Source organism: Pseudoflavitalea sp. G-6-1-2, assembly GCF_012927185.1.
Classification (GTDB): domain Bacteria; phylum Bacteroidota; class Bacteroidia; order Chitinophagales; family Chitinophagaceae; genus Pseudobacter.
In genome coordinates, this window is record NZ_JABBGB010000003.1 from 406,023 (window position 1) to 425,417 (window position 19,395).

Annotated in this window: 15 protein-coding genes and 1 riboswitch; of the genes, 6 read left to right on the plus strand and 9 right to left on the minus strand. The window is 43.7% G+C overall.

Annotation, left to right across the window (positions count from 1 at the left end; all coding sequences use genetic code 11):
* Positions 1-66: 66 nt before the first annotated feature.
* Positions 67-2,460 (minus strand): heavy metal translocating P-type ATPase metal-binding domain-containing protein, encoded by a 2,394-nt coding sequence (locus HHL16_RS18915; protein ID WP_169426908.1) that lies wholly within the window; start codon positions 2,458-2,460, stop codon positions 67-69.
* 124 nt (positions 2,461-2,584) lie between these two features.
* Between HHL16_RS18915 and HHL16_RS18920 the strand changes: the two genes are divergently transcribed.
* Both HHL16_RS18920 and HHL16_RS18925 read left to right on the plus strand, forming a co-directional pair.
* A complete protein-coding gene (locus tag HHL16_RS18920) occupies positions 2,585-3,643 on the plus strand; it encodes a response regulator (RefSeq protein WP_169426909.1) in 1,059 nt (352 codons plus the stop codon).
* 17 nt (positions 3,644-3,660) lie between these two features.
* Positions 3,661-4,599 (plus strand): ABC transporter ATP-binding protein, encoded by a 939-nt coding sequence (locus HHL16_RS18925; protein WP_169426910.1) that lies wholly within the window; start codon positions 3,661-3,663, stop codon positions 4,597-4,599.
* Positions 4,600-4,724: 125 nt separating this feature from the next.
* Here HHL16_RS18925 and HHL16_RS18930 read toward each other — a convergent pair whose 3' ends face one another.
* Positions 4,725-7,106, minus strand: coding sequence for a ribonucleoside-diphosphate reductase subunit alpha (locus HHL16_RS18930; protein WP_169426911.1), 2,382 nt, complete (start codon positions 7,104-7,106; stop codon positions 4,725-4,727).
* A 57-nt stretch (positions 7,107-7,163) separates the two neighbouring features.
* On the minus strand, positions 7,164-8,138 hold the full coding sequence (locus tag HHL16_RS18935; protein WP_169426912.1) for a ribonucleoside-diphosphate reductase small subunit: 975 nt from the start codon (positions 8,136-8,138) through the stop codon (positions 7,164-7,166).
* A 130-nt stretch (positions 8,139-8,268) separates the two neighbouring features.
* Positions 8,269-8,469, minus strand: a riboswitch (cobalamin riboswitch).
* A gap of 458 nt (positions 8,470-8,927) precedes the next feature.
* On the opposite strand from HHL16_RS18935, the gene HHL16_RS18940 reads away from it, so the two are divergent.
* The 4 genes from HHL16_RS18940 (at position 8,928) to HHL16_RS18955 (ending at position 12,759) form a co-directional block, all read left to right on the plus strand.
* Positions 8,928-9,359: a MauE/DoxX family redox-associated membrane protein gene (locus HHL16_RS18940; RefSeq protein WP_169426913.1), complete on the plus strand. Its 432-nt coding sequence runs from the start codon at positions 8,928-8,930 to the stop codon at positions 9,357-9,359.
* A gap of 42 nt (positions 9,360-9,401) precedes the next feature.
* Positions 9,402-9,653 carry an HTH domain-containing protein gene (locus tag HHL16_RS18945; RefSeq protein ID WP_169426914.1) on the plus strand — a complete coding sequence of 84 codons (252 nt, stop codon included), beginning with the start codon at positions 9,402-9,404 and terminating at the stop codon, positions 9,651-9,653.
* Between the two features lie 95 nt (positions 9,654-9,748).
* Entirely contained in the window at positions 9,749-11,947 is a 2,199-nt protein-coding gene (locus HHL16_RS18950) for a protein kinase/lanthionine synthetase C family protein (protein WP_169426915.1), read from the plus strand.
* Complete coding sequence (locus HHL16_RS18955; RefSeq protein ID WP_169426916.1) at positions 11,944-12,759, plus strand: hypothetical protein; 816 nt, start codon at positions 11,944-11,946, stop codon at positions 12,757-12,759. Before HHL16_RS18950 ends, HHL16_RS18955 begins: the two co-directional genes overlap by 4 nt.
* Positions 12,760-12,762: 3 nt before the next feature.
* On the opposite strand, the gene HHL16_RS18960 is transcribed toward HHL16_RS18955, so the two are convergent.
* The 6 genes from HHL16_RS18960 to HHL16_RS18985 form a co-directional block, all read right to left on the minus strand.
* The gene (locus HHL16_RS18960) at positions 12,763-13,680 is read right to left on the minus strand and encodes a metallophosphoesterase (protein WP_169426917.1); all 918 of its coding nucleotides are present in this window, start codon (positions 13,678-13,680) and stop codon (positions 12,763-12,765) included.
* A gap of 21 nt (positions 13,681-13,701) precedes the next feature.
* Entirely contained in the window at positions 13,702-14,217 is a 516-nt protein-coding gene (locus HHL16_RS18965; protein WP_169426918.1) for a hypothetical protein, read from the minus strand.
* Between the two features lie 19 nt (positions 14,218-14,236).
* Positions 14,237-15,286, minus strand: coding sequence for a DUF4221 family protein (locus tag HHL16_RS18970; protein WP_240966268.1), 1,050 nt, complete (start codon positions 15,284-15,286; stop codon positions 14,237-14,239).
* A 437-nt stretch (positions 15,287-15,723) separates the two neighbouring features.
* On the minus strand, positions 15,724-16,092 hold the full coding sequence (locus HHL16_RS18975; RefSeq protein ID WP_169426920.1) for a hypothetical protein: 369 nt from the start codon (positions 16,090-16,092) through the stop codon (positions 15,724-15,726).
* A 255-nt stretch (positions 16,093-16,347) separates the two neighbouring features.
* Positions 16,348-16,719: a hypothetical protein gene (locus HHL16_RS18980; RefSeq protein ID WP_169426921.1), complete on the minus strand. Its 372-nt coding sequence runs from the start codon at positions 16,717-16,719 to the stop codon at positions 16,348-16,350.
* Positions 16,720-16,822: 103 nt separating this feature from the next.
* Positions 16,823-19,390 (minus strand): metallophosphoesterase, encoded by a 2,568-nt coding sequence (locus tag HHL16_RS18985; RefSeq protein WP_169426922.1) that lies wholly within the window; start codon positions 19,388-19,390, stop codon positions 16,823-16,825.
* Positions 19,391-19,395 lie beyond the last annotated feature (5 nt).

Here is a 19,395-nt window from a genome sequence, read left to right on the forward strand (position 1 = left end):
CGGGCTATGCCTGTGAAATGATTACACTTATATGACAAACTGATTTTAATCAGGTATCTGATCGGCTCAGAGTTTCCATCGCGATGCAATGAAATTGCTGCATCCGAAAGTGAGCAGTACAATGCTGAGGCTGCTTGCAGGCATGAGTATTGCCGCGATCAATGGAGATAAGATGCCCTGTACTGCAAAGCAGATGCCGACAATATTGTAGAGGATGCTCATTATAAAGCTGGCCAGCACGATGTTTCTGTTGGCTTTGCAAAGTTGGATGAAGAGCGGGAGTTTATGCAGTTGCGATGCTTCGAGAATGGCATCGCTGGCAGGAGTGAAGTTGTTGCTGTCTTCTGTTATGGCGATACCTATATTGCTTTGTTTGAGAGCCCCGGCATCGTTGAGGCCGTCGCCGATCATCATCACCACTTGTTTCTTTTGTTGCAGTTGCTGAATGCAATGCAATTTGTCTTCGGGTTTCTGATCGAAGAGCAACAGCGCCTCATCGCCCATCAGATGCTGCAAATACTGGCGTTCAGCGCTGTTGTCTCCGGAGAGTACAGAGAGCTTCTTATGCTTGCCTAACTGGTTTACAAGATCGGGAATGCAGGGGCGGTAACGGTTCCGCACACGGAAGAAACCGGTTAATTGCCCGTCTATGGCGAGATACACCGATGTGCCTGCATTGTTTGCGGAGGTAACACCCACATGCGCGGATGAACCCAATGTAATCTGATGACCCAGCACAAAACCTTCGATGCCATATCCGGGTACTTCGCGGTACTGATGAACCGGCAGATTATTTTCTGCATTGAAATATTGTGCAATGACCTTGCTCAGCGGATGTGTTGATTGTGCAGCCAATGCTGTAACGGCTTGTTGCAGATCGAGGGGTAACAGACTTCCCTCAAATACAACATCCTGTTCTTTGGTAGTGGTGAGAGTACCGGTCTTATCGAAAACAATATGATTGGCATTGGCGATATCTTCGATGGCCTGTGCGCCACGGAGATAGAAGCGGTTGCGACCGAGAATGCGGAGCACATTGCCATTGGTGAAGCTGTTGCTCAGCAGCAATGCACAGGGGCATGCAACGATGAGCACTGCAGTGATTACATTCCAGACTTTGCTGCTGTCGGTGAAACCCCAGTAGATGGCTGCGATGGCAGTGATGCTGAAAACGATCACGGTAAACCATTTACTGAGCAGGTGTACGAAAGAGATATTTTTTTCCTGCGGTTCTTTTTTGAATTCGTCGCGGAGCCAGAGTTTGGTGAGGTATCCCTGCGCCACTTCTTTGATCACTAATAATTCAATGGCATTGCCGGTTTGCTTACCGCCGGCATAGAGCAGTTCTCCCATTTCTTTCTGCACTGGAATCGATTCTCCCGTTACGAAGCTGTAATCCACGGCTGCATTGCCTTTGGTGAGAATGCCATCGGCGGGGATGAGCTCCTGATTATGGATCAGTAAAGTATCGCCGGGTTTGATGTCGGGGAGAGCAGTAGGAATTTTCTTGCCATCTTTCAGAACAGTGACGGCAATGGGGAAGTAGGATGTGTAATCGCGGTCGAAGGAAAGTTGCTGGTAGGTTCTATCCTGCAACACACGGCCGAGCAGCATAAAGAAAACGATGCCACTCATGGAGTCGAAGTAGCCGGCGCCGGTTCCTGAGAAAACTTCGTACAAACTTCTGGAGAATGTAACCAGGATGGCGAGTGCGATCGGGGCATCGATATTGAGAAAGCGGTTTTTCAGTCCGTTCCATGCTGCGGAGAAAAACGGCTGCGCACTAAAGAAAAATACCGGCAGCGCCAGCAAAACGTTGATTGTCCGGAATGCAGACTGCAGGCTTATTTCAGCGTTCTCCAGACCAAGGTATTCCGGGAAGCTGAGCAGCATGATGTTGGCGAAAGAAAATCCAGCCACGCCCAGTTGATAGATCATGCGTTTTTTTATCCGGGGTGGCTGGTGTTGCAGATCGTGTAAAGAGATGTATGGTTCGTATCCGATTGAGTTCAATAGTTCGGCGCATTCGCGCAGTGTGATCATCCGGTGATCAAATACGATGCTCACTTCTTTGCGGGTGAAATGCACACGGGCACTGATAACACCTGGATTGAGCTTGTGCAGATTTTCGAGCAGATACAGGCAGCTGCTGCAATGGATGGAAGGAAGATAGAAAGTTACATGCGTCTGGCGATCGTCTTCAAAACTGATCAGCCGTTGCCGGATGCCGGCTTCTTCGAGGAAAGCAAATTTATCTTTTCTTATTTCGATCCGTTGGTTGATGCCCGGTTGCTGATTGAGATCGTAGTATTCGCAAAGACCATTATCATTGAGCAGACGATACACCATTTTGCATCCTTCGCAGCAGAATGTCTTCTGCTGGAATGTGATCTTTTCAGATTTGCATGCTTCGCCGCAATGAAAACAGATTATTTTGCTGGTGGTGATTGTTGCGCCCATACCGGAGATTTACGCTGCGAATGTAGCAACACAGTGGTTCTGAGGGTTTGACACCACTCACATGGTTTCCTGATTTTCGTCATATTTACCATATGATGCCGGTTAAATCTGTAATTTTAGCGCCATGAAAACGATACTGGTGATCGATGATAACAACGATATCCGCGAGAACACTGCGGAGATCCTTAGCCTGGCAGGTTATCGGACATTTACGGCGGAGAATGGCAAGAAAGGAGTGGAGCTGGCAAGCCGTGAAAAACCTGACCTAATCGTATGCGACATCATGATGCCCGAACTGGATGGATACGGCGTGCTGCATCTGCTGAAGAACAGACCGGGCACCGGGAATATTCCGTTCATCTTTCTCACAGCAAAAACGGAGCGGGGCGATTTCCGGAAAGGCATGGAAATGGGCGCCGACGATTATATCACTAAACCCTTCGATGATATCGAACTGCTGAAAGCCATCGAGACACGCCTCAAAAAAATGAGTGTGATAGAAGCGCAGTATTCGCAGGGAGAACAGGGGGCGAATGAGTTGCTGAAAGAATTGAAAACTTCCGGACTCATCACCCTCGATCCAACCGAATACGGCAGCGAACGCATCCCTAAAAAAAGTATCGTTTACAACGAAGGCAAACGCCCGAAGTTCTTATACCATCTGAAGAGTGGAAAGATCAAAACATTCCGGCTGCACGAAGATGGGAAGGAATACATCACCAATCTTTACAGTGCCGGTGACTATCTCGGCCATGTGGCGCTGCTGGAGAACAACTCCTACGATGATACCGCCGAAGTACTCGAAGAAGCGGAAGTGGTAATGATCCCCAAGGATGATTTCCTCACCGCCGTGTACAACGATATGGGCATCGCTACGCGCTTCATCAAACTGATCTCCCGCGACGTGAAGGAGAAGGAAGAAAGACTGCTGCGCCTGGCCTACGATTCGCTCCGGAAGCGGGTTGCGAGGGCATTGATTGATATTCATCAGAAGTTCAATGGTAACCAGCCGGCCCAACAGGCCATCGATATACCCCGTGAAGATATTGCCCAGTATGTGGGCACGGCAACGGAAAGCCTGATCCGCACCCTGAGCGATTTCAAATCGGAAAAACTGATCGAGATCCGGGAGGGAAAAATACGCATACTTCAGGCGGAAAAACTCAGCAACCTCTTGTTCTAAAAGTATATTTTTGCCGCATGGTTTTACTTCAGGTTTCCGGCATTCAAAAGAAGAACGAACGCGGCTTCGAATTAAAGGACGTTAGTTTCAGCCAGCAGTGGTATCAGCAGATAGCCATTGCGGGTGAAACGGGTTCAGGCAAGAGTACCCTGCTGAAAATTATTGCAGGTCTCGCGCAGCCCGATGCCGGAGAAGTGATCTACGATGGCAAAAAAGTAATTGGACCGAATGATCAGCTGATTCCCGGTCACCCAAAAATTGCCTATCTCTCACAGAATTTTGAACTGCCGCATTACCTGCGCGTGGAGCAGGTGCTTGAATACGCCAATAAACTCACTCCCAAATCTGCAGAACAATTATTTGAGATCTGCCGCATCAGCCATCTGATGAAACGCAGAACAGATCAGCTTTCCGGCGGGGAGCAGCAGCGGATTGCAGTTGCGAGGCTCCTGATCGGATCGCCCGGATTGTTGTTGCTGGATGAGCCGTATTCGAATACGGATATGATCCATAAGCAGTTGCTGAAAGCCATTATCGGAGATATTGCGGAGCAGCTGAAGATCTCGATAATGATGGTGTCGCACGATCCGGTGGACAGTCTTTCGTGGGCAGATGAAATTCTGCTGATGCGCGATGGAAGGATCATTCAGCATGGAATGCCGAAGGAAGTGTACCGGCATCCTGTAGACAATTATGCTGCAGGATTATTAGGCAAATACAATGTATGGGAGGATAAGAATGGCATGCAACGGATAGTTCGTCCGGAAGACCTGCATCTTTCCCGCAAGCATATCAGTGATGTGAAAGGAACAGTGCAGCATATAGTTTTCTGCGGAAGTTATTATGATGTGGAAGTGTATACGGAGACGAGGATGTTTACGGCGAGGATGATGAATCCGAATATCGAGGAGGGGGATATTGTGACGATCAGTCCGGCGCAGATGCTGAACCAGTAAGGGGTTCAGGTTTCATTCAAAATATTGGCTTCGCGTGCGAAGCCTTTTTTATTGCTGGTAAAAAAGAAAACCCGCCACTGACTTTCGTCTGCAGCGGGTTTTATTGCGATGATAATTATTCAGTTTTATGCACTGCAGGTTACGCAACCTTCTTCCATAGTGCAGGTTGGTCCCTGTACATCTTCACTTCCTTCGATCACTTTCAGTGAATGGCTGTCTGTAAGCGGCTCAACCATTTTACCACCTTGTTTTTCTACAGTGAACTGAACGGCTTGTGTAGCTGCTTTTGTACGCAGGTAGTACATACCGGTTTTCAGTCCGCGTTTCCATCCGTAGAAGTGCATGGAGGTGAGTTTGGCTGCAGTTGGCGTATCAACAAACAGGTTGAGAGACTGGCTCTGGCAGATATAAGCGCCGCGGTCGGCAGCCATATCGATCAGGTTACGTTGTTTGATCTCCCAAACAGTTTTGTAGATCTCCTTGATGTTATCAGGAATGCCATCGATCTTCTGAATTGAACCGTTGAGTGTGATGATCTTGTTTTTCATATCATCATTCCAGAGATTCAGTTCGATCAGATCTTTCAGCAGGTGCTTGTTCACTACTACGAACTCTCCGCTCAGTACGCGGCGAACGTAGATGTTGGAAGTGTATGGTTCGAAGCACTCGTTGTTACCGAGGATCTGAGAAGTAGAGGCTGTAGGCATCGGAGCAACCAGCAGAGAGTTGCGAACGCCGTGTTTCATCACTTCGGCTTTCAGCGTGTACCAATCCCAGCGCAGCGAAGGTTCAACGCCCCAGAGATCGAACTGGAACTGTCCTTTTGAAGCAGGAGAGCCCGCGAATGTTTCGTAAGCGCCTTCTTTGATGGCGAGGTCTTTCGATGCAGTCATTGCAGCGAAATAGATGGTCTCGAAAATATCCTTGTTGAGTTGTTTCGCTTCGTCGCTTTCGAATGGAAGGCGAAGGAGGATGAACACATCAGCAAGCCCCTGCACACCGAGACCGATTGGACGGTGACGGAGGTTGGAAGTTTCAGCTTCTTTAACAGGGTAGTAGTTATAATCGATGATCTTGTTCAGGTTCTTGGTTGCTTCGTACGTAACCTCGTAAAGTTTATCGTGGTCGAATTTGTTATCGATCACAAATCTTGGCAGTGCCAGAGAAGCGAGATTACAAACAGCAACTTCATCAGGAGAAGTGTATTCCAGGATCTCTGTGCAGAGGTTGGAACTGCGGATGGTACCGAGGTTCTGCTGATTGGATTTGCGGTTTGCAGCGTCTTTGTAAAGCAGGTAAGGTGTACCGGTTTCGATCTGTGCATCGAGGATGGCAAACCAGAGGTCCTGCGCTTTTACAACACGTCTTTGTTTGTTCTCGCTTTCGTATTTAGCGTAGAGTTTTTCAAATTCTTCGCCCCAGCATTCGTGGAGGCCTGGTGCTTCGTGCGGGCAGAACAGGCTCCAGTCGCCGTTCTCTTCCACACGTTTCATGAAGAGGTCGGGGATCCAGAGGGCGTAGAAAAGATCGCGTGCGCGGAGCTCTTCTTTACCGTGGTTCTTGCGGAGATCGAGGAATTCGAAAACATCGGCATGCCATGGTTCGAGGTAGATGGCGAAAGCGCCTTTGCGTTTGCCACCGCCCTGATCGACATAACGTGCAGTATCGTTGAATACGCGGAGCATTGGGATGATACCATTGCTGGTACCGTTGGTGCCGCCGATATAGCTGCCTGTAGAGCGGATGCCGTGGATAGACAATCCGATACCACCAGCGCTCTGAGAGATCTTGGCGGTTTGTTTGAGCGTATCGTAGATACCATCGATGCTGTCTTCTTTCATGGTGAGGAGGAAGCAGCTGCTCATCTGCGGCTTTGGAGTGCCGGCATTGAAGAGTGTGGGCGTAGCGTGTGTAAACCAGCGCTCGCTCATCAAATGGTATGTTTTGATAGCGCTATCGATATCTTCTTTGTGAATGCCGATGGCTACGCGCATGTACATATGCTGCGGGCGTTCCACCACTTTGCCATCTACTTTGAGGAGGTACGATTTTTCGAGTGTTTTGAAACCGAAGTAGTCGAAGCTGTAATCGCGATCGTAGATGATGGTAGAGTCCAGCAGTTCGTGGTGTTGCTGAATAACATCCCAGACATCGTCTGCGATGAGCGGAGCAGCTTTGCCTGCTTTGATGTCTGTGCACTCGTAGAGGAGTTTCATGGTTTCGGAGAAACTCTTTACGGTGTTCTTATGCAGGTTGCTGATGGCGATACGGCTGGCGAGCAGTGCATAATCAGGATGCTTCACGGTGAGTGAGGCAGCTGTTTCTGCAGCGAGATTATCGAGCTCGGTAGTGGTAACACCATCATAAAGGCCTTCAATCACTTTCTTCGCTACGTCGATGGAGTTTACAAAGCGTCTGTCGAGGCCGTAGCAAAGCTTCTCAACGCGAGCGGTAATCTTGTCGAATTTGACAGATTCCTTTTTTCCGTTTCTTTTAACTACAAACATGAGCTGAGGTATTAATGGTTGTAAGTAAGTATTTCCCTGTGATCCTATATGGTATGGTTAGAAGTCTTCTTCGAGAGAGAAAGTGTTTGCGTCCTTTCCTCCACCCATCACACCTGATTTCTGGTAGTCTCCCACGCGTTTTTCGAAGAAGTTTGTTTTTCCTTCGAGTGAGATCATTTCCATGAAGTCGAACGGATTGGTGGCATTGTACATTTTTTCACATCCCAGTTCCACGAGCCAGCGGTCTGCAACGAACTCGATGTATTGCTGCATGAGGCGGGCATTCATTCCGATGAGGTCTACGGGGAGTGATTCCGATACGAACTCTTTTTCGATGCGCACGGCATCTCCGATGATCTTGTACACCTGGTCTTTAGGCAGCTGGTTGTTGAGCATGCTGTAGAGCAGACAGGCGAACTCGCAGTGGAGGCCTTCGTCGCGGCTGATGAGCTCGTTGGAGAAGGTGAGGCCTGGCATGAGGCCGCGTTTCTTCATCCAGAAGATAGAGCAGAAGCTGCCGGAGAAGAAGATACCTTCAACAGCGGCGAATGCTACGAGACGTTCAGCGAAAGATCCGTTTTCGATCCAGCGCAGCGCCCATTCCGCTTTCTTTTTCACGGCTGGTACGGTATCGATGGCATGGAAGAGGTGGTATTTCTCCTGCGGATCTTTGATGTATGTATCGATGAGGAGTGCATAGGTTTCGGAGTGGATATTCTCCATCATGATCTGGAAGCCGTAGAAGCAGCGTGCTTCGGGCAGTTGCACTTCGCTCATGAAGTTAACGGCGAGGTTCTCATTCACGATACCGTCACTGGCTGCGAAAAATGCCAATACGTGTGAAATAAAGTGACGCTCTCCATCGTTCAGGGAAGCCCAGTCTTTCAGGTCTCCGCTCAGGTCAATCTCTTCGGCTGTCCAGAAACTGGCTTCGTGCTTCTTGTACATTTCCCATACACGTGGGTAGTTGATGGGAAGAATCACAAACCTGTCTTTGTTTTCCTGTAGAAGAATTTCGTTTTCGTATTGCATACTATCGCTTTTTAATTCACATTTAATTCGCGTTGGAGGTAAGTGACAGCGATAGTAATCCTATTACTTCATTTTTGGGATGAAGTACAGGTTTCTATCATAGTTATGCATTTACCTTTAATGCGAAGGATTCAGCACAGATCATACCGGCAGGTATCCTGACTTGTTATAGTCCGTTCTTAGCGGATCCACCGTTGGAGCCGGTTCTCACATGAGTGAGGCGGCCGGTGAACTTACAGTTGCGCAACAGTCCATGATTTTCACATGGTTCCCCTGAAACTGCCCAGGCTGATGAAAAGAAGCCCGGCAAACCGGTACAATTGCGTTAATGAGCCGACTGCAAACGTAGCATCCGGGGTGGCGAAAGTCAAATTAACTTAATCACATGGTGTGTATAATTATTGGGGGTAATCCGGAAGCTCAGGAATGATGCGGATTACGACTGGTGTGGGTTTGCGCGATGCATGGTGGGGGCGGTTTTGGGGGTGTGGATAAGCTGTAACGTGCATGGCTGCTGACTGATAACCGGATAGTGGTAAATAGAAACCCTTATGTCAATGTTAAGTTTTTGGTACTTTGCGGAAAATAAAGAATATACTCCCGAATTCATAACAACCTGCCTTGGAAAGAGAGGAAATTTATAGAAGATATTCTATCACTCATTTCAGCAATTCCTCCAAGTTTCTCCCCCTCTGCAATACATGCTGCTGTTTACACAGCAACAGGTTTTTTATTCAATAACTGTATCCTTTGTCTAGCGACAGGATCAACATTCTGAAATTATTTGCTATGATCAAGAAAGCCTTTGTAAGAGGTACAAGCCTCTTATTGGTGGTGCTATTCCTATATGCATCGCTGTCTAAACTCAGTGATTACGGTAAGTTCAGAACCAATATTGCTGAGTCGCCATTCATTGGGCGATTTGCAGGCGTATTAGCCTGGTTTATTCCTGCTGCGGAGATTTACATATCCATCATGTTACTGTTTGCTGTAACGAGGCTGAATGGCCTGTACGCATCGTTTGTGCTGATGCTGGCATTCTCGGTATACATCGCATTGCTGCTGGGCTCCGGATCAGAAGTTCCCTGCGAATGCGGTGGCATACTCAATGAGATGAGCTGGGAAACGCATCTCGTATTCAATTGCGTGTTTACTGCATTAAGCGGATCTGCTGCTTTGCTGGAGCGGAGACGTTTACGACAGGTGCGGCCTGCCGCGTAAAAAAAGAACCAACCCATACCGAATTCCAAAAAGCCTTGTCTTATGCAAAAAGAGATTTTTTATCGCCTGGTTCGGATAGACCAGCTGATACGCATCAAAGCCACGGGTACGCCCGTAGAGCTTGCTGATAAACTGGGAATCTCCGAACGAAGCGTATATGAATACCTCAATCTTATGAAAGAATTAGGAGCGCCGATCAAATTCAGCAGCTACCGCCAAACTTATTATTATGATGAAGAAGGAACATTCAATATTTCCTTTCTTCCAAAGGATTACAATTCCAAAGCAGGATGATTGTTAACCTTCCACTGCTGTATAACTGCGGTGGTGGAAAGTAAATTAGTAGCGGAGGAATTGCTGGTTATTAACTGAACTAAAATTTGCTGGCTATGAAAGCTGAAACAAAAACCGGGGTTAATGAATTGCCATTGGAAGAAGGCGAGAAGAAAGGGAAGGCTGAGAAGAAGGCGGGGAAAAGGATTGGGTATAATTATATAATTGTGAAGAGCCTGAAGGAACATAAGAAGAATGATGTGGTGAAGTGTTTGTATATAAAGGGCCTTACCAGGTTTGGCTTCTGTGTAATTAAAGAAGGAACGTTTGGTGATTCTAAGGATAAGCATGGCCGTGATATTAAAGATCGGCTGCTATGGCAGAAAGAGCTGCATGAAAGTCTGCATGGCAAACTTAGGTTACCGAAATATCTGGGCAGCTTTGAAGAGAATGGGAATTATTATCTGGTGATTGAGTTGATTAAGGGAAAGTCGATCGGGACACTTGTTCGAAAAGCTGGGCCTGATTTACGGAATTCACTGATTAATGGTGATAAAGACGGTCATTTGTATATAGGTTATCTGATTCAGATAGCTGCGTTGCTTGAAAAGCTTCACCGTGAAGAAATCGTTCACAGGGATGCTACCTGCGGAAATTTTATTATTTCAGGTTCGGGAAGGGTTTCAATGATCGATATGGAATTAAGTTACTCACTGCTTCGTGGTTTTCCTGATCCTCCTTTTGAGCTGGGTACGCCAGGATTTATGTCACCTCAGCAAATGGAAAATCAGGTGCTTCCCTGCAAGTCCGATGATGTTTTTGCATTCGGAGCAATGTTCCTTCAGGTATGGACGGGTATTTCTCCGTCAAAGTTAACGCGCCCACCAGCGGAAGAACTGGAAGGTAGGGTGAAGTTTTTAATACCGGATCCCGGGCTTGCAGAGCTTGTGATTAAATGTCTGCAATATGATCCATTGCAACGGCCATCGATTTCAGAAGTCAAAAAGAATCTAACAGCTTATAAAAAGTCATACTCAAAAACGAGCGCTTCATCTAATTCAGGAGCTGGGCTTCCTGCGATCGGGAAGGTGCATGAAGTTGTTCAGCAGGGAATTCACACCATGAACAGTGCATTGCTGGCAGACAAAGAGAAAGGATGGTTTGCACAAAATCAGCAAACTGTCAAAGACGATCGCAGCAAAATTGATAAAGAGTATTTTGTAAGCTTTCAGTTTGGTGTATCGGGGCCACTTTATTTTCTAGCCAAAGCAATGGTTAGTGGATTTGATGTCAGCGGTTCAATGTCGAACGTAGAAAAGGCATTGAAACTAATTGAAAAAAAATATATCAGAAGGGAAGAAGTAGCTCCTGGTTTATATTATGGAGCAGGTGGTGTTGCCATTGCATTGCAGACAGCTATTCATCATGGCCTTATTGGCGGAAGTTATGATGAGTGGATTGGTCAATTGCTGAATAATACTTCCAATGATCCTGGACTGATCAACGGAAGAGCAGGGCAGGGCCTAGCTTTATTGGGCTGCTTAACTGACAATAGAATGGAGGTCGCTTCTAAGAGATTGTCTCAGGATGCCTCTTTTCTTACTGAAGTAATTAAACCGCATGGCTATTGGTCCATTATTTATGAAAAGAAACTAAAAGCTTATCCCGGACTTCTTTTTGGGAATGCAGGTACTCTCTATTTCTTACTTGAGTATGCTAAATTTTCACAAGATGCAGCAACATTGGAGCTCGCAGAAAATGGATTAACGTGGCTGATCAAAAAAGCAGTCGCAGAGAAAGGCAAAGTTAAGTGGAAGTCACCATCTGGCCATGGTATCGGGTATGGACTTGCCGAGGGGGCGGGTGGAATAGCAATGGTGTTTTTGAAAGCCTATGAGGTAACGGGGAAACAGGTGTATCGAAACTATGCTGAAAACGCTTTATTGTCAATTCCTGCTGAATTAACTGATAACTGTCTTACACAAGATACCGGGCTCTCTGGTATTGGAGAAGTTTACCTTGAAGCATTCAAGGTGTTGAAAGATGAACAATGGAAAAACAGAGCTGGATGGATAGTACAGCTAATATTGAATACAAGCATTTCCCATGACAAATACGGCAGGTATTGGTTGGCCGATCAGGAGAGGCATCCTATAGCTGGTTTTATGATTGGTAATAGCGGCATTTTGCATTTTCTGATGAGGTATTGTTATCCGGAAAACAATGCGTTTCCCTTGCTTGATCCATCTTCTGTTAAATTATCAGTTGCAAAACCTGAAAAATTTTTACAACAACTACATCCTACATCAATATGAACTTTCTCAAACTGGCAGATGGAGTATCTGGTTTGTTTCCCAGAAAAATAAAGATCGATCTGATCAGATCTAGCACCGGACAGAAAGAGGATAGCCTGGTAATACGGGAAGATTTGATTCCTGAGACATTCAATAAGCCCACTTTGCTGGAAATAAAAAAGCATATATGGAGAGTAGTGGATGCTAAAGTTACCCGTGATGGTAGCTATTTTTTTTCAAAGCGACTTCAATTGTATGTTGAAGATCCGGATCAGTTTCAAATTGGAGATAGATTTATGGTGCCATCCCGTCCGGCAATTTTCCCATTTATGCAGGAAACTAATGTTACCGATGAACAAACAATGCTGCATATTGACGAATGGAGGGAATTTGAGTTCCTTCCAGTTAAGATGGCTTCTGCAATTCATGAAGAAATTCTTAGTATCGAAGCGATATTGAATGCAGAAACAAATGCAAACACTTTACTGGGTTATGATCGCTTTCTCAACAGGAATGCTCTTTTTGATAATGCCCTGCAGATTTCTGTTGATGATTTTATAGAAGTCACAGAGGGATTTATGAAGGGAAAAGTTTGTGTCAAAAGTAGGGGTGTCGTAGAAAATAGTTTTGTTATAGAATCAAGTTCAGCTACATATTACGGCCTCTGCACAGAAGGTATGATAACTGAATTGTCGATGTTGTATTTCGACAGCGTAGATGATGAATTAATAACCTTGCTTACTACATTTAACCTGGTGGCAATCGATTGGAGTGGGGCAAAAATTTATATGGAACCTACCAACGACAGGGAAGAAACTGCGATCAAAATTTAAGCATTATCCAATCTTGTGATACTCGCCATTAGTAAAAACTCTGTAGAATTTATTCTTCATTACCATCAAGCCCTCTGAAAAATTGTTTGCGTGATCTGTATTGACATTTATTACTTTTCCATCAAAGAAAAAGGTAATGGTTTCAAGCATGGTGTGGCCTGTAATTATATGCTTCGAGTTATAGAATTTCAGTGTGTTTTTAACTAGAGACTTGTCTGCAACTCCATTGTAATACCCGCGATACCAAAATGGTGATATGTCTGCGGAAAATAAAGTGTGCAATGTGTTATCAGAAAGGAATTCAGGGAATTTGTGGGAGTAATATGGTCTGGCCAGGGCGTTTATTTCAGATAGCGACAATCTGAGATCAAGTAATTCTCTTGATACTCCTCCGTGAACAAACAGGTAGTTGCCAATCCGTTCAATCACATTTTTTGATTGCAGCCAGCGCCAGAGTTCATCATTGGCATAGTACAGAGCGGCTGGTGGATCAGTAAGCGAAACTGTTCCGACAGCATATCGGGGGTGAACATAACGCCAATCGCCATTCATATTCATGATCTCGTGATTGCCGAGAATATAATGAACATGCCCGCCGTGCCTTTTCGCTTTTTCTTCAAGCCCGTAAATCAGCCAGAGGCATTCAGTTACTTCTTCGCCACGATCGAAGCAGTCTCCCAATATAACTACGTGTCCACTACCGTAAAGCCATTCCATTTTTTGAGAGATCACTCCTCCGGCTACCAGTAATTTAAACAAAGGAGCGAAATTGCCTTCAATGTCTGAGACTACAAACAATTGCGAAGGCGTTGAATACTCGCATGCTTCGTTTTTGGGAATTTCATGCATTCTGAAAGTAAAGTAATGCAGATCATCTTTATAGTTCGGAACCTGAATGGATATTTTGAATGGCGATACCATGGGATAAAGTTAGTTTCTGGTTTATGATCCGGAGAAGAACTCTTTCAGATCGGATTTAATAGTCTCAGGAATGGAGCTGACCCTTTTGAAAGCCTTCTCTCCTGAAGTGTAGTAAATGGTAGGCTTGTTGTTAACCAACCTTAACACTCTTGCGTGATTTATAGAATCTAAAAACAAGCGGTTTGTTATGGGAGGGATATTTCCTTTTCTGTCTTTAAAGAACTTATTCATGGAATCATATCCTTCAGTGGCTGATAAAATTATGTAATGCCGGTAAGGCAGATTGATGCCATGACTGATTATGCTGTCGATAGTTTTTTTTCTGCAGCTTGGGCAGCTTACTTCCAGGGGCAGAAGCAGAATTGCAAGAGAATCTTTTCTAACATTTTCCGGAATGATATTGTTGGTTACGGCCATAAGACCTTTGAAGATCTGTTCCTGTTTTGTTTGTTCTGTGATCAACTCAATACTGGTATGCTTTGGAGATTCTTTGCAGCATACGATGAAGAGTGTAATAGAAAAGATGAAAAGTTTCATAAAGTAACTTTTTAAGGGTTTATTTTTTGAGAGAAGCCATCCCACTACTGTCAATGTACTCTGCATATTCAACTCTAACTAAACTCACATATGGTTTTCTGTTATTGTCCACGCGCGCAAAAAGTTGTCCATCTCTCGTAAAGAACAGTGAAAATAAATCGATATGATCAGGTGCGGGTGCTTCGCTAATGATTTTGAAGTTCTGGTCGAGAATGATCATGCTTCGGGATCTGCTTCGGTTCTTTGCATATACAGACGAGTCTGAAAGTTTTTGTTTGGCCATTCTCAGGTACCATTTTTTTGCGGGGTCATAGAACACCGGTCCATACGAATAGCGAATGGAATATTCATAATAACTTTGTCCATCTTCAATATCTTTTTTGGATACAGGCTTGATGTCTTCGGTCTGGAACTTGCTTCTGGCATTATAAGATTTATGATATTCAGCAAGATTGGTTTCATAAAGGCTAGTATCAGCAGGGAAGCTGAAAACGAAGTTTCCTTTTTCATTCAGACAATAGCCATAGCGTAGAAAAGAGTACCCGTAATAATCAGAAGTATATACTTTGGGAAGGTTATAATATGATTTCTGATCGTTTAGGGAAAGATCAAATCCCTCTATCAGTTTATACCGCTTCAAAGCTGGCAATGAGTTTTCAGCCACAGCCTTGATATTATTGGTGTAAAGTATATGCCCTTTGATTATTAAAGGGGTTTCGTTTGAGAATGCCAATGATTGTCCTTTTGGTATTTCGATCTTATTCTTAATTCTGCTACTTGTATCAAAAAGAACAATATGTGTTCTTGTACATATGATAATGCTGTCGAAGTTTCTTACACAAACCGATGTTTTTTCGAGTTTAATTCCTGTAAGCCATTTTTTCAAAGGAATTGCTTTGATAATGTTACCTGAAGGAAAAGTATACAGTGTCAGGGTGAAAGTTGCCTTATCAAAGGTTGCAACATAAGAACTGTCGTTCATTGTAAAATAGCTGATCGATCCCAGCCCCGTAGTTGTTCCCTCCGCTAAAGGCAGGTTAATGGTGTCTGTGGTAGAATGTAAAGACATATTTCCATATGTTGGTACCTGATATATGGGTTGGGGTTGCAGCGCATCGGAACTACAACTATGGAGAGAATAAAACAGGGTCAAAAATATTGGCGCCAGAAATATCTTTTTCATAAAGCTGAATTTATTCTATTGTGATCTTTAATAAAGTTAAAGAGGGCTGGTGCAGTTTTAATGCAGTTGAATGTTACCTGTTATTGCAACTTGCAGGGTTCAATTCAAGTGAAAAACCTCCGGGATCTTTTTTAGTAGGAACAATCGCGGCAGTAATAGCGGACGTACTTAAGAGTTCTAAACCTAAAACCAGGAATTTGGGAATTTGCACTTTTTTCATAAGACTTTTTATAGAGCATTGGATAATTTAAAAAGGCAACTGATTGCATAGAATACAATCAGTTGCCTTTTTAAAGAAATTATCCAATCTTATGATAATCAGATTAGATTCTTACCAGGATGCTGGTAGTATCAACAGCACCAACTGTAACACTGAGAGACGTATTGCCTCTGGTTGTAACTTGTTGACCCAAACCATTAATTGCAACAGTAGTAATAGCACCACCAGTAGTACCGGTTACATTGGCAGCAGTAACAGTCTTATGGCAATGTGCAGCAACAATAAGCGTAACACAAGAGAATACATTAGCAATAGCACCGTCACCACCACTGAATTGACGCAGAGTACCATTGTTCAGTGAGTTGGCTTGCTCAGGAGCTGGTTTAGAAGGTACAATAGCAGCAGTGAGAGCAGAAGCGCCTAATAGTACGAGGCCCAGCGCAGAAAAACGACGAACTGATTTCTTTTCCATAAAATAGTTTTTTAATAATTCGGTAATTACGTTCTGTAATCAATGGCCATTAGACTACAACACGAAATTATTGTTCCTTACTGCAATTAGCTTGCAGTACAAGATTACGTTTTATGAAATTGTTACTTTCTTATTCAGGCTGCACTTAACCTGCAGTGTAATATTAAGAGAGTCAATAAAAGAAACACCCTGATACAAAAGTTTGTATCAGGGTGTTTCTTTTATGCATGCATTTTTTTTCAGAATATAGCCTGATCAGAGTTGAATGAGCATGCTGGTTGTGTCTTTCCCGTTGCCCAGAATACTCAATGATGTATTCCTGGCGGTGGTATACATACGGCCGTGAACCGTTATCATAATAGTATCATTGTTGGCATCCCAACTGGTGCCAGACACATTGTTGAGTGTTTTCGTTGCATGGCAGTTGGCAAATGCTACCAGTGTTACGCAGGAGTAAATTTGTAGGTATGGACCATCTCCTCCACTGTATTGCCGAAGGGTTCCGTTATTCAGGGAATTCAACTGATTGGCTGTGGATTCTGACCTGGCAAAATTTGTAATTATTGCTGATGCTGTCAAAAGTGCAAGTCCTAATAGTGAATAATGTTTTCCTGCTTTTTTTTTCATATGATTGCTTTTAGCTGATTCGTCAATTTCGAATGTGTAATAGAAGTTGTGCCGCACTTGCGAAATTATCCATACCCACTGCAATCAAAATGCAGTTTAATAATCACTGTTTTACGAAATTGTTATTTTTGTTTGCATCATAGATCAGGGTTAGTTTTCCTTCCTGATTGGTTCTGTAAAAACGTTTTCCGTTTATCAACAAGGCTTCAGAATTACCTGCTGCGTGATGAGTATCAGTATTGAACAATTTGCCATTGAATAAAGAAGATATTGTGTCTGAAATAATAGTATGCCCTGTAATGATATGATCAGCTTTATAGAATTTTAACGTGCTGTCTAACTGTTGTTCAGTATGATCCTTGTAATAGTAGCCTCTGTACCATGTTGGACCAACACCTTTTACAATAAGCAGGGTGTCTTCAGTTTTTCCCACATAGTTGATGTCGTAATATGGCCTGGCTATGTTGTTTATTTTTTCTACGGAATAATTCAATCGTGTTACAGCGGCCGAAACACCACCATGTACAAAAATGATATTGCCAATCTTCTCCATTATATTTTTTGATCTGAGCCATCTGCCGAGTTCGCTCTTGCTACTGTACATATCTTTCAATGTCTGTTTGGCTGCAATTGCATTGTCTAAGTATTTTTTTTGTGTGTATTTATGTTCCCCCTGAAGGTTCATTATTTCATGATTGCCAAGAATGAAATGAATATATCCACCTGCGGCTTTTGCTTTTTCTTCAAGAGCATAAATTAACCAGAGACATTCGGTTACTTGTGTACCCCGGTCAAACATATCTCCTGCAAACACCAGGTGCCCATTGCCGAAGGTCCAGTTTTGTTGATCGTCAATCACGCCATTTCCTCTCAGGAGAGCTGTGAGTACGGGAAGATTTCCTTCGATATCTGACAGTGCCAGCAACTTTTCTGGCTGAGCATATACAGATGGTTGCAATACTACTGATTGTTGAAGGGGGATGTTATAAGTCTGATTCAGGTAATTGATGGTAGAAATGCTTGTTGTTTTTTCGGCAGATAATATTTTTTTGTCTGCCTGGTTGTTTAGAAAAGACCAACTGATAATACTGTCCTTTCCTTCATGCAGAATGTAGGGGCCATCTTTCATATCAGAGAGGAGCTGATTGATCAGCGTGGTCATTCCTTTTCCCTGATCTTTTCTTGGATCCATTTGATTGACATCATAAGGAACGATTCTGCCTTGAGGATTAATCAACAGTAAGGAAGGATAGCCCTCTATTGTCAATCCTTTAATAAGGTCGTGTGTCGAACCTTTACCTTCTGTATATAGGTGAATCCCTTTGCCTGAAACATATTCTCCTTCTTCAATGCTTTTGGTCCATTGTGAAAAATTCTTATCAATGGAGATACTTACAAATACCACGTTGGTATCTTTGCTGAATTTTTCTTCAATGTTTTTCAATGCGGGTGCCATTTGTACACAACCTGTACAACCTGTGAACCAGAAATCAATTAGCGCTACTTTATTGTTGAGTTGATAATTAGAGAATTTGTTTCCGTCTTTGTCTGTCAGTGAAAATGATGGGATGTATCGGCTGCCGCTTCTTTTTCTGTATTTGACCTCTGCTTTTTTAACAGCTTCCTTGTAAGCATCATATTGTGATGTGTTATAGTAATCCTGAAGCAGTGAATCAATCCGGCTATTAAAACCCACTTCGCCAAGCAGTCCATCTTTATCCCAAAATGTAAAAGCCATCATTCTTTCTTTCATCAACCCCTGAAAGTTTTTCTTGATGTCGTTATAAATTGCAAAATAATATTCCTCCTGACTGGAGCAAGGCATTTGATCGTCTGGGCTTGTTTTGAAGAACTTATGATACTTTCGATAAACATTCAGTTTCATGATATACCAATGATAGTAGAGGTCTACCTGATTATAAGGAGTTTTCATCAACCATTGTGAGGAAGGATTGATCATAACGGAATCGTAAATATTACACAGATCTTTATTGGTCAATCCATATTTGTTGACCGCTGTATTTCCCAGTCTGATGAAGTTGAATTTCCAAAGCCTTCTTTTTTCTTCTTCCAATAAGAAAAGTCGTTTGATTTCATTGTAGGCCAATGATGTGATTTCCGGGCGATATACCTCCATAATGGAAAGTATGAGTGAGATCCTTTTATTCAGGTATTGATTCCATTTGAAAAAGTCTTCTAACGAGGTGGGGGGGTGTTTATGGCTGCTCAAGGTTCTTCGTTCTGGTAAATTTTCCAGGCTGTCCAGTACCTCCCTGAGTCTGAAGGTTAGTTCCCAGTTTGCAGCTCCCTTGCCAGTGAAACGGAGTTTATTGTTAACATGCCTGATTGAAATGCTATCGCCCGATTCAGAAATTACTCCATAAAATTTATAGTCGGCAATGAAAGGCCCTTTGATAGTTGTTGGTTTATTGGTAGGGATATTCCATTTGATTTTTCCTTCAGCGAGATTGCCTGTGACAGTATCCAAGTCATAATCTTTACTTGTTATTACATCTGAAACAAATGTATACAGTTGTTTCATTTCGGGGTTAAAACCCGATGGAAGATCTCCTTCAATGATCACCCTGTTCATTCTGGCATTGGGGAACTGAGCCGTTGTTGTGGCTGATAAAAGAATCATTGGTAGTATCAGATAGAAAAATATTCTCATGACCT

Excerpts from the sequence above, each read along its gene's own strand:
- HHL16_RS18915 (WP_169426908.1), bottom strand. The coding sequence starts at position 2,460 with ATGGGCGCAACAATCACCACCAGCAAAATAATCTGTTTTCATTGCGGC.
- HHL16_RS18920 (WP_169426909.1), top strand. The coding sequence starts at position 2,585 with ATGAAAACGATACTGGTGATCGATGATAACAACGATATCCGCGAGAAC.
- HHL16_RS18925 (WP_169426910.1), top strand. The coding sequence starts at position 3,661 with ATGGTTTTACTTCAGGTTTCCGGCATTCAAAAGAAGAACGAACGCGGC.
- HHL16_RS18930 (WP_169426911.1), bottom strand. The coding sequence starts at position 7,106 with ATGTTTGTAGTTAAAAGAAACGGAAAAAAGGAATCTGTCAAATTCGAC.
- HHL16_RS18935 (WP_169426912.1), bottom strand. The coding sequence starts at position 8,138 with ATGCAATACGAAAACGAAATTCTTCTACAGGAAAACAAAGACAGGTTT.
- HHL16_RS18940 (WP_169426913.1), top strand. The coding sequence starts at position 8,928 with ATGATCAAGAAAGCCTTTGTAAGAGGTACAAGCCTCTTATTGGTGGTG.
- HHL16_RS18945 (WP_169426914.1), top strand. The coding sequence starts at position 9,402 with ATGCAAAAAGAGATTTTTTATCGCCTGGTTCGGATAGACCAGCTGATA.
- HHL16_RS18950 (WP_169426915.1), top strand. The coding sequence starts at position 9,749 with ATGAAAGCTGAAACAAAAACCGGGGTTAATGAATTGCCATTGGAAGAA.
- HHL16_RS18955 (WP_169426916.1), top strand. The coding sequence starts at position 11,944 with ATGAACTTTCTCAAACTGGCAGATGGAGTATCTGGTTTGTTTCCCAGA.
- HHL16_RS18960 (WP_169426917.1), bottom strand. The coding sequence starts at position 13,680 with ATGGTATCGCCATTCAAAATATCCATTCAGGTTCCGAACTATAAAGAT.
- HHL16_RS18965 (WP_169426918.1), bottom strand. The coding sequence starts at position 14,217 with ATGAAACTTTTCATCTTTTCTATTACACTCTTCATCGTATGCTGCAAA.
- HHL16_RS18970 (WP_240966268.1), bottom strand. The coding sequence starts at position 15,286 with ATGTCTTTACATTCTACCACAGACACCATTAACCTGCCTTTAGCGGAG.
- HHL16_RS18975 (WP_169426920.1), bottom strand. The coding sequence starts at position 16,092 with ATGGAAAAGAAATCAGTTCGTCGTTTTTCTGCGCTGGGCCTCGTACTA.
- HHL16_RS18980 (WP_169426921.1), bottom strand. The coding sequence starts at position 16,719 with ATGAAAAAAAAAGCAGGAAAACATTATTCACTATTAGGACTTGCACTT.
- HHL16_RS18985 (WP_169426922.1), bottom strand. The coding sequence starts at position 19,390 with ATGAGAATATTTTTCTATCTGATACTACCAATGATTCTTTTATCAGCC.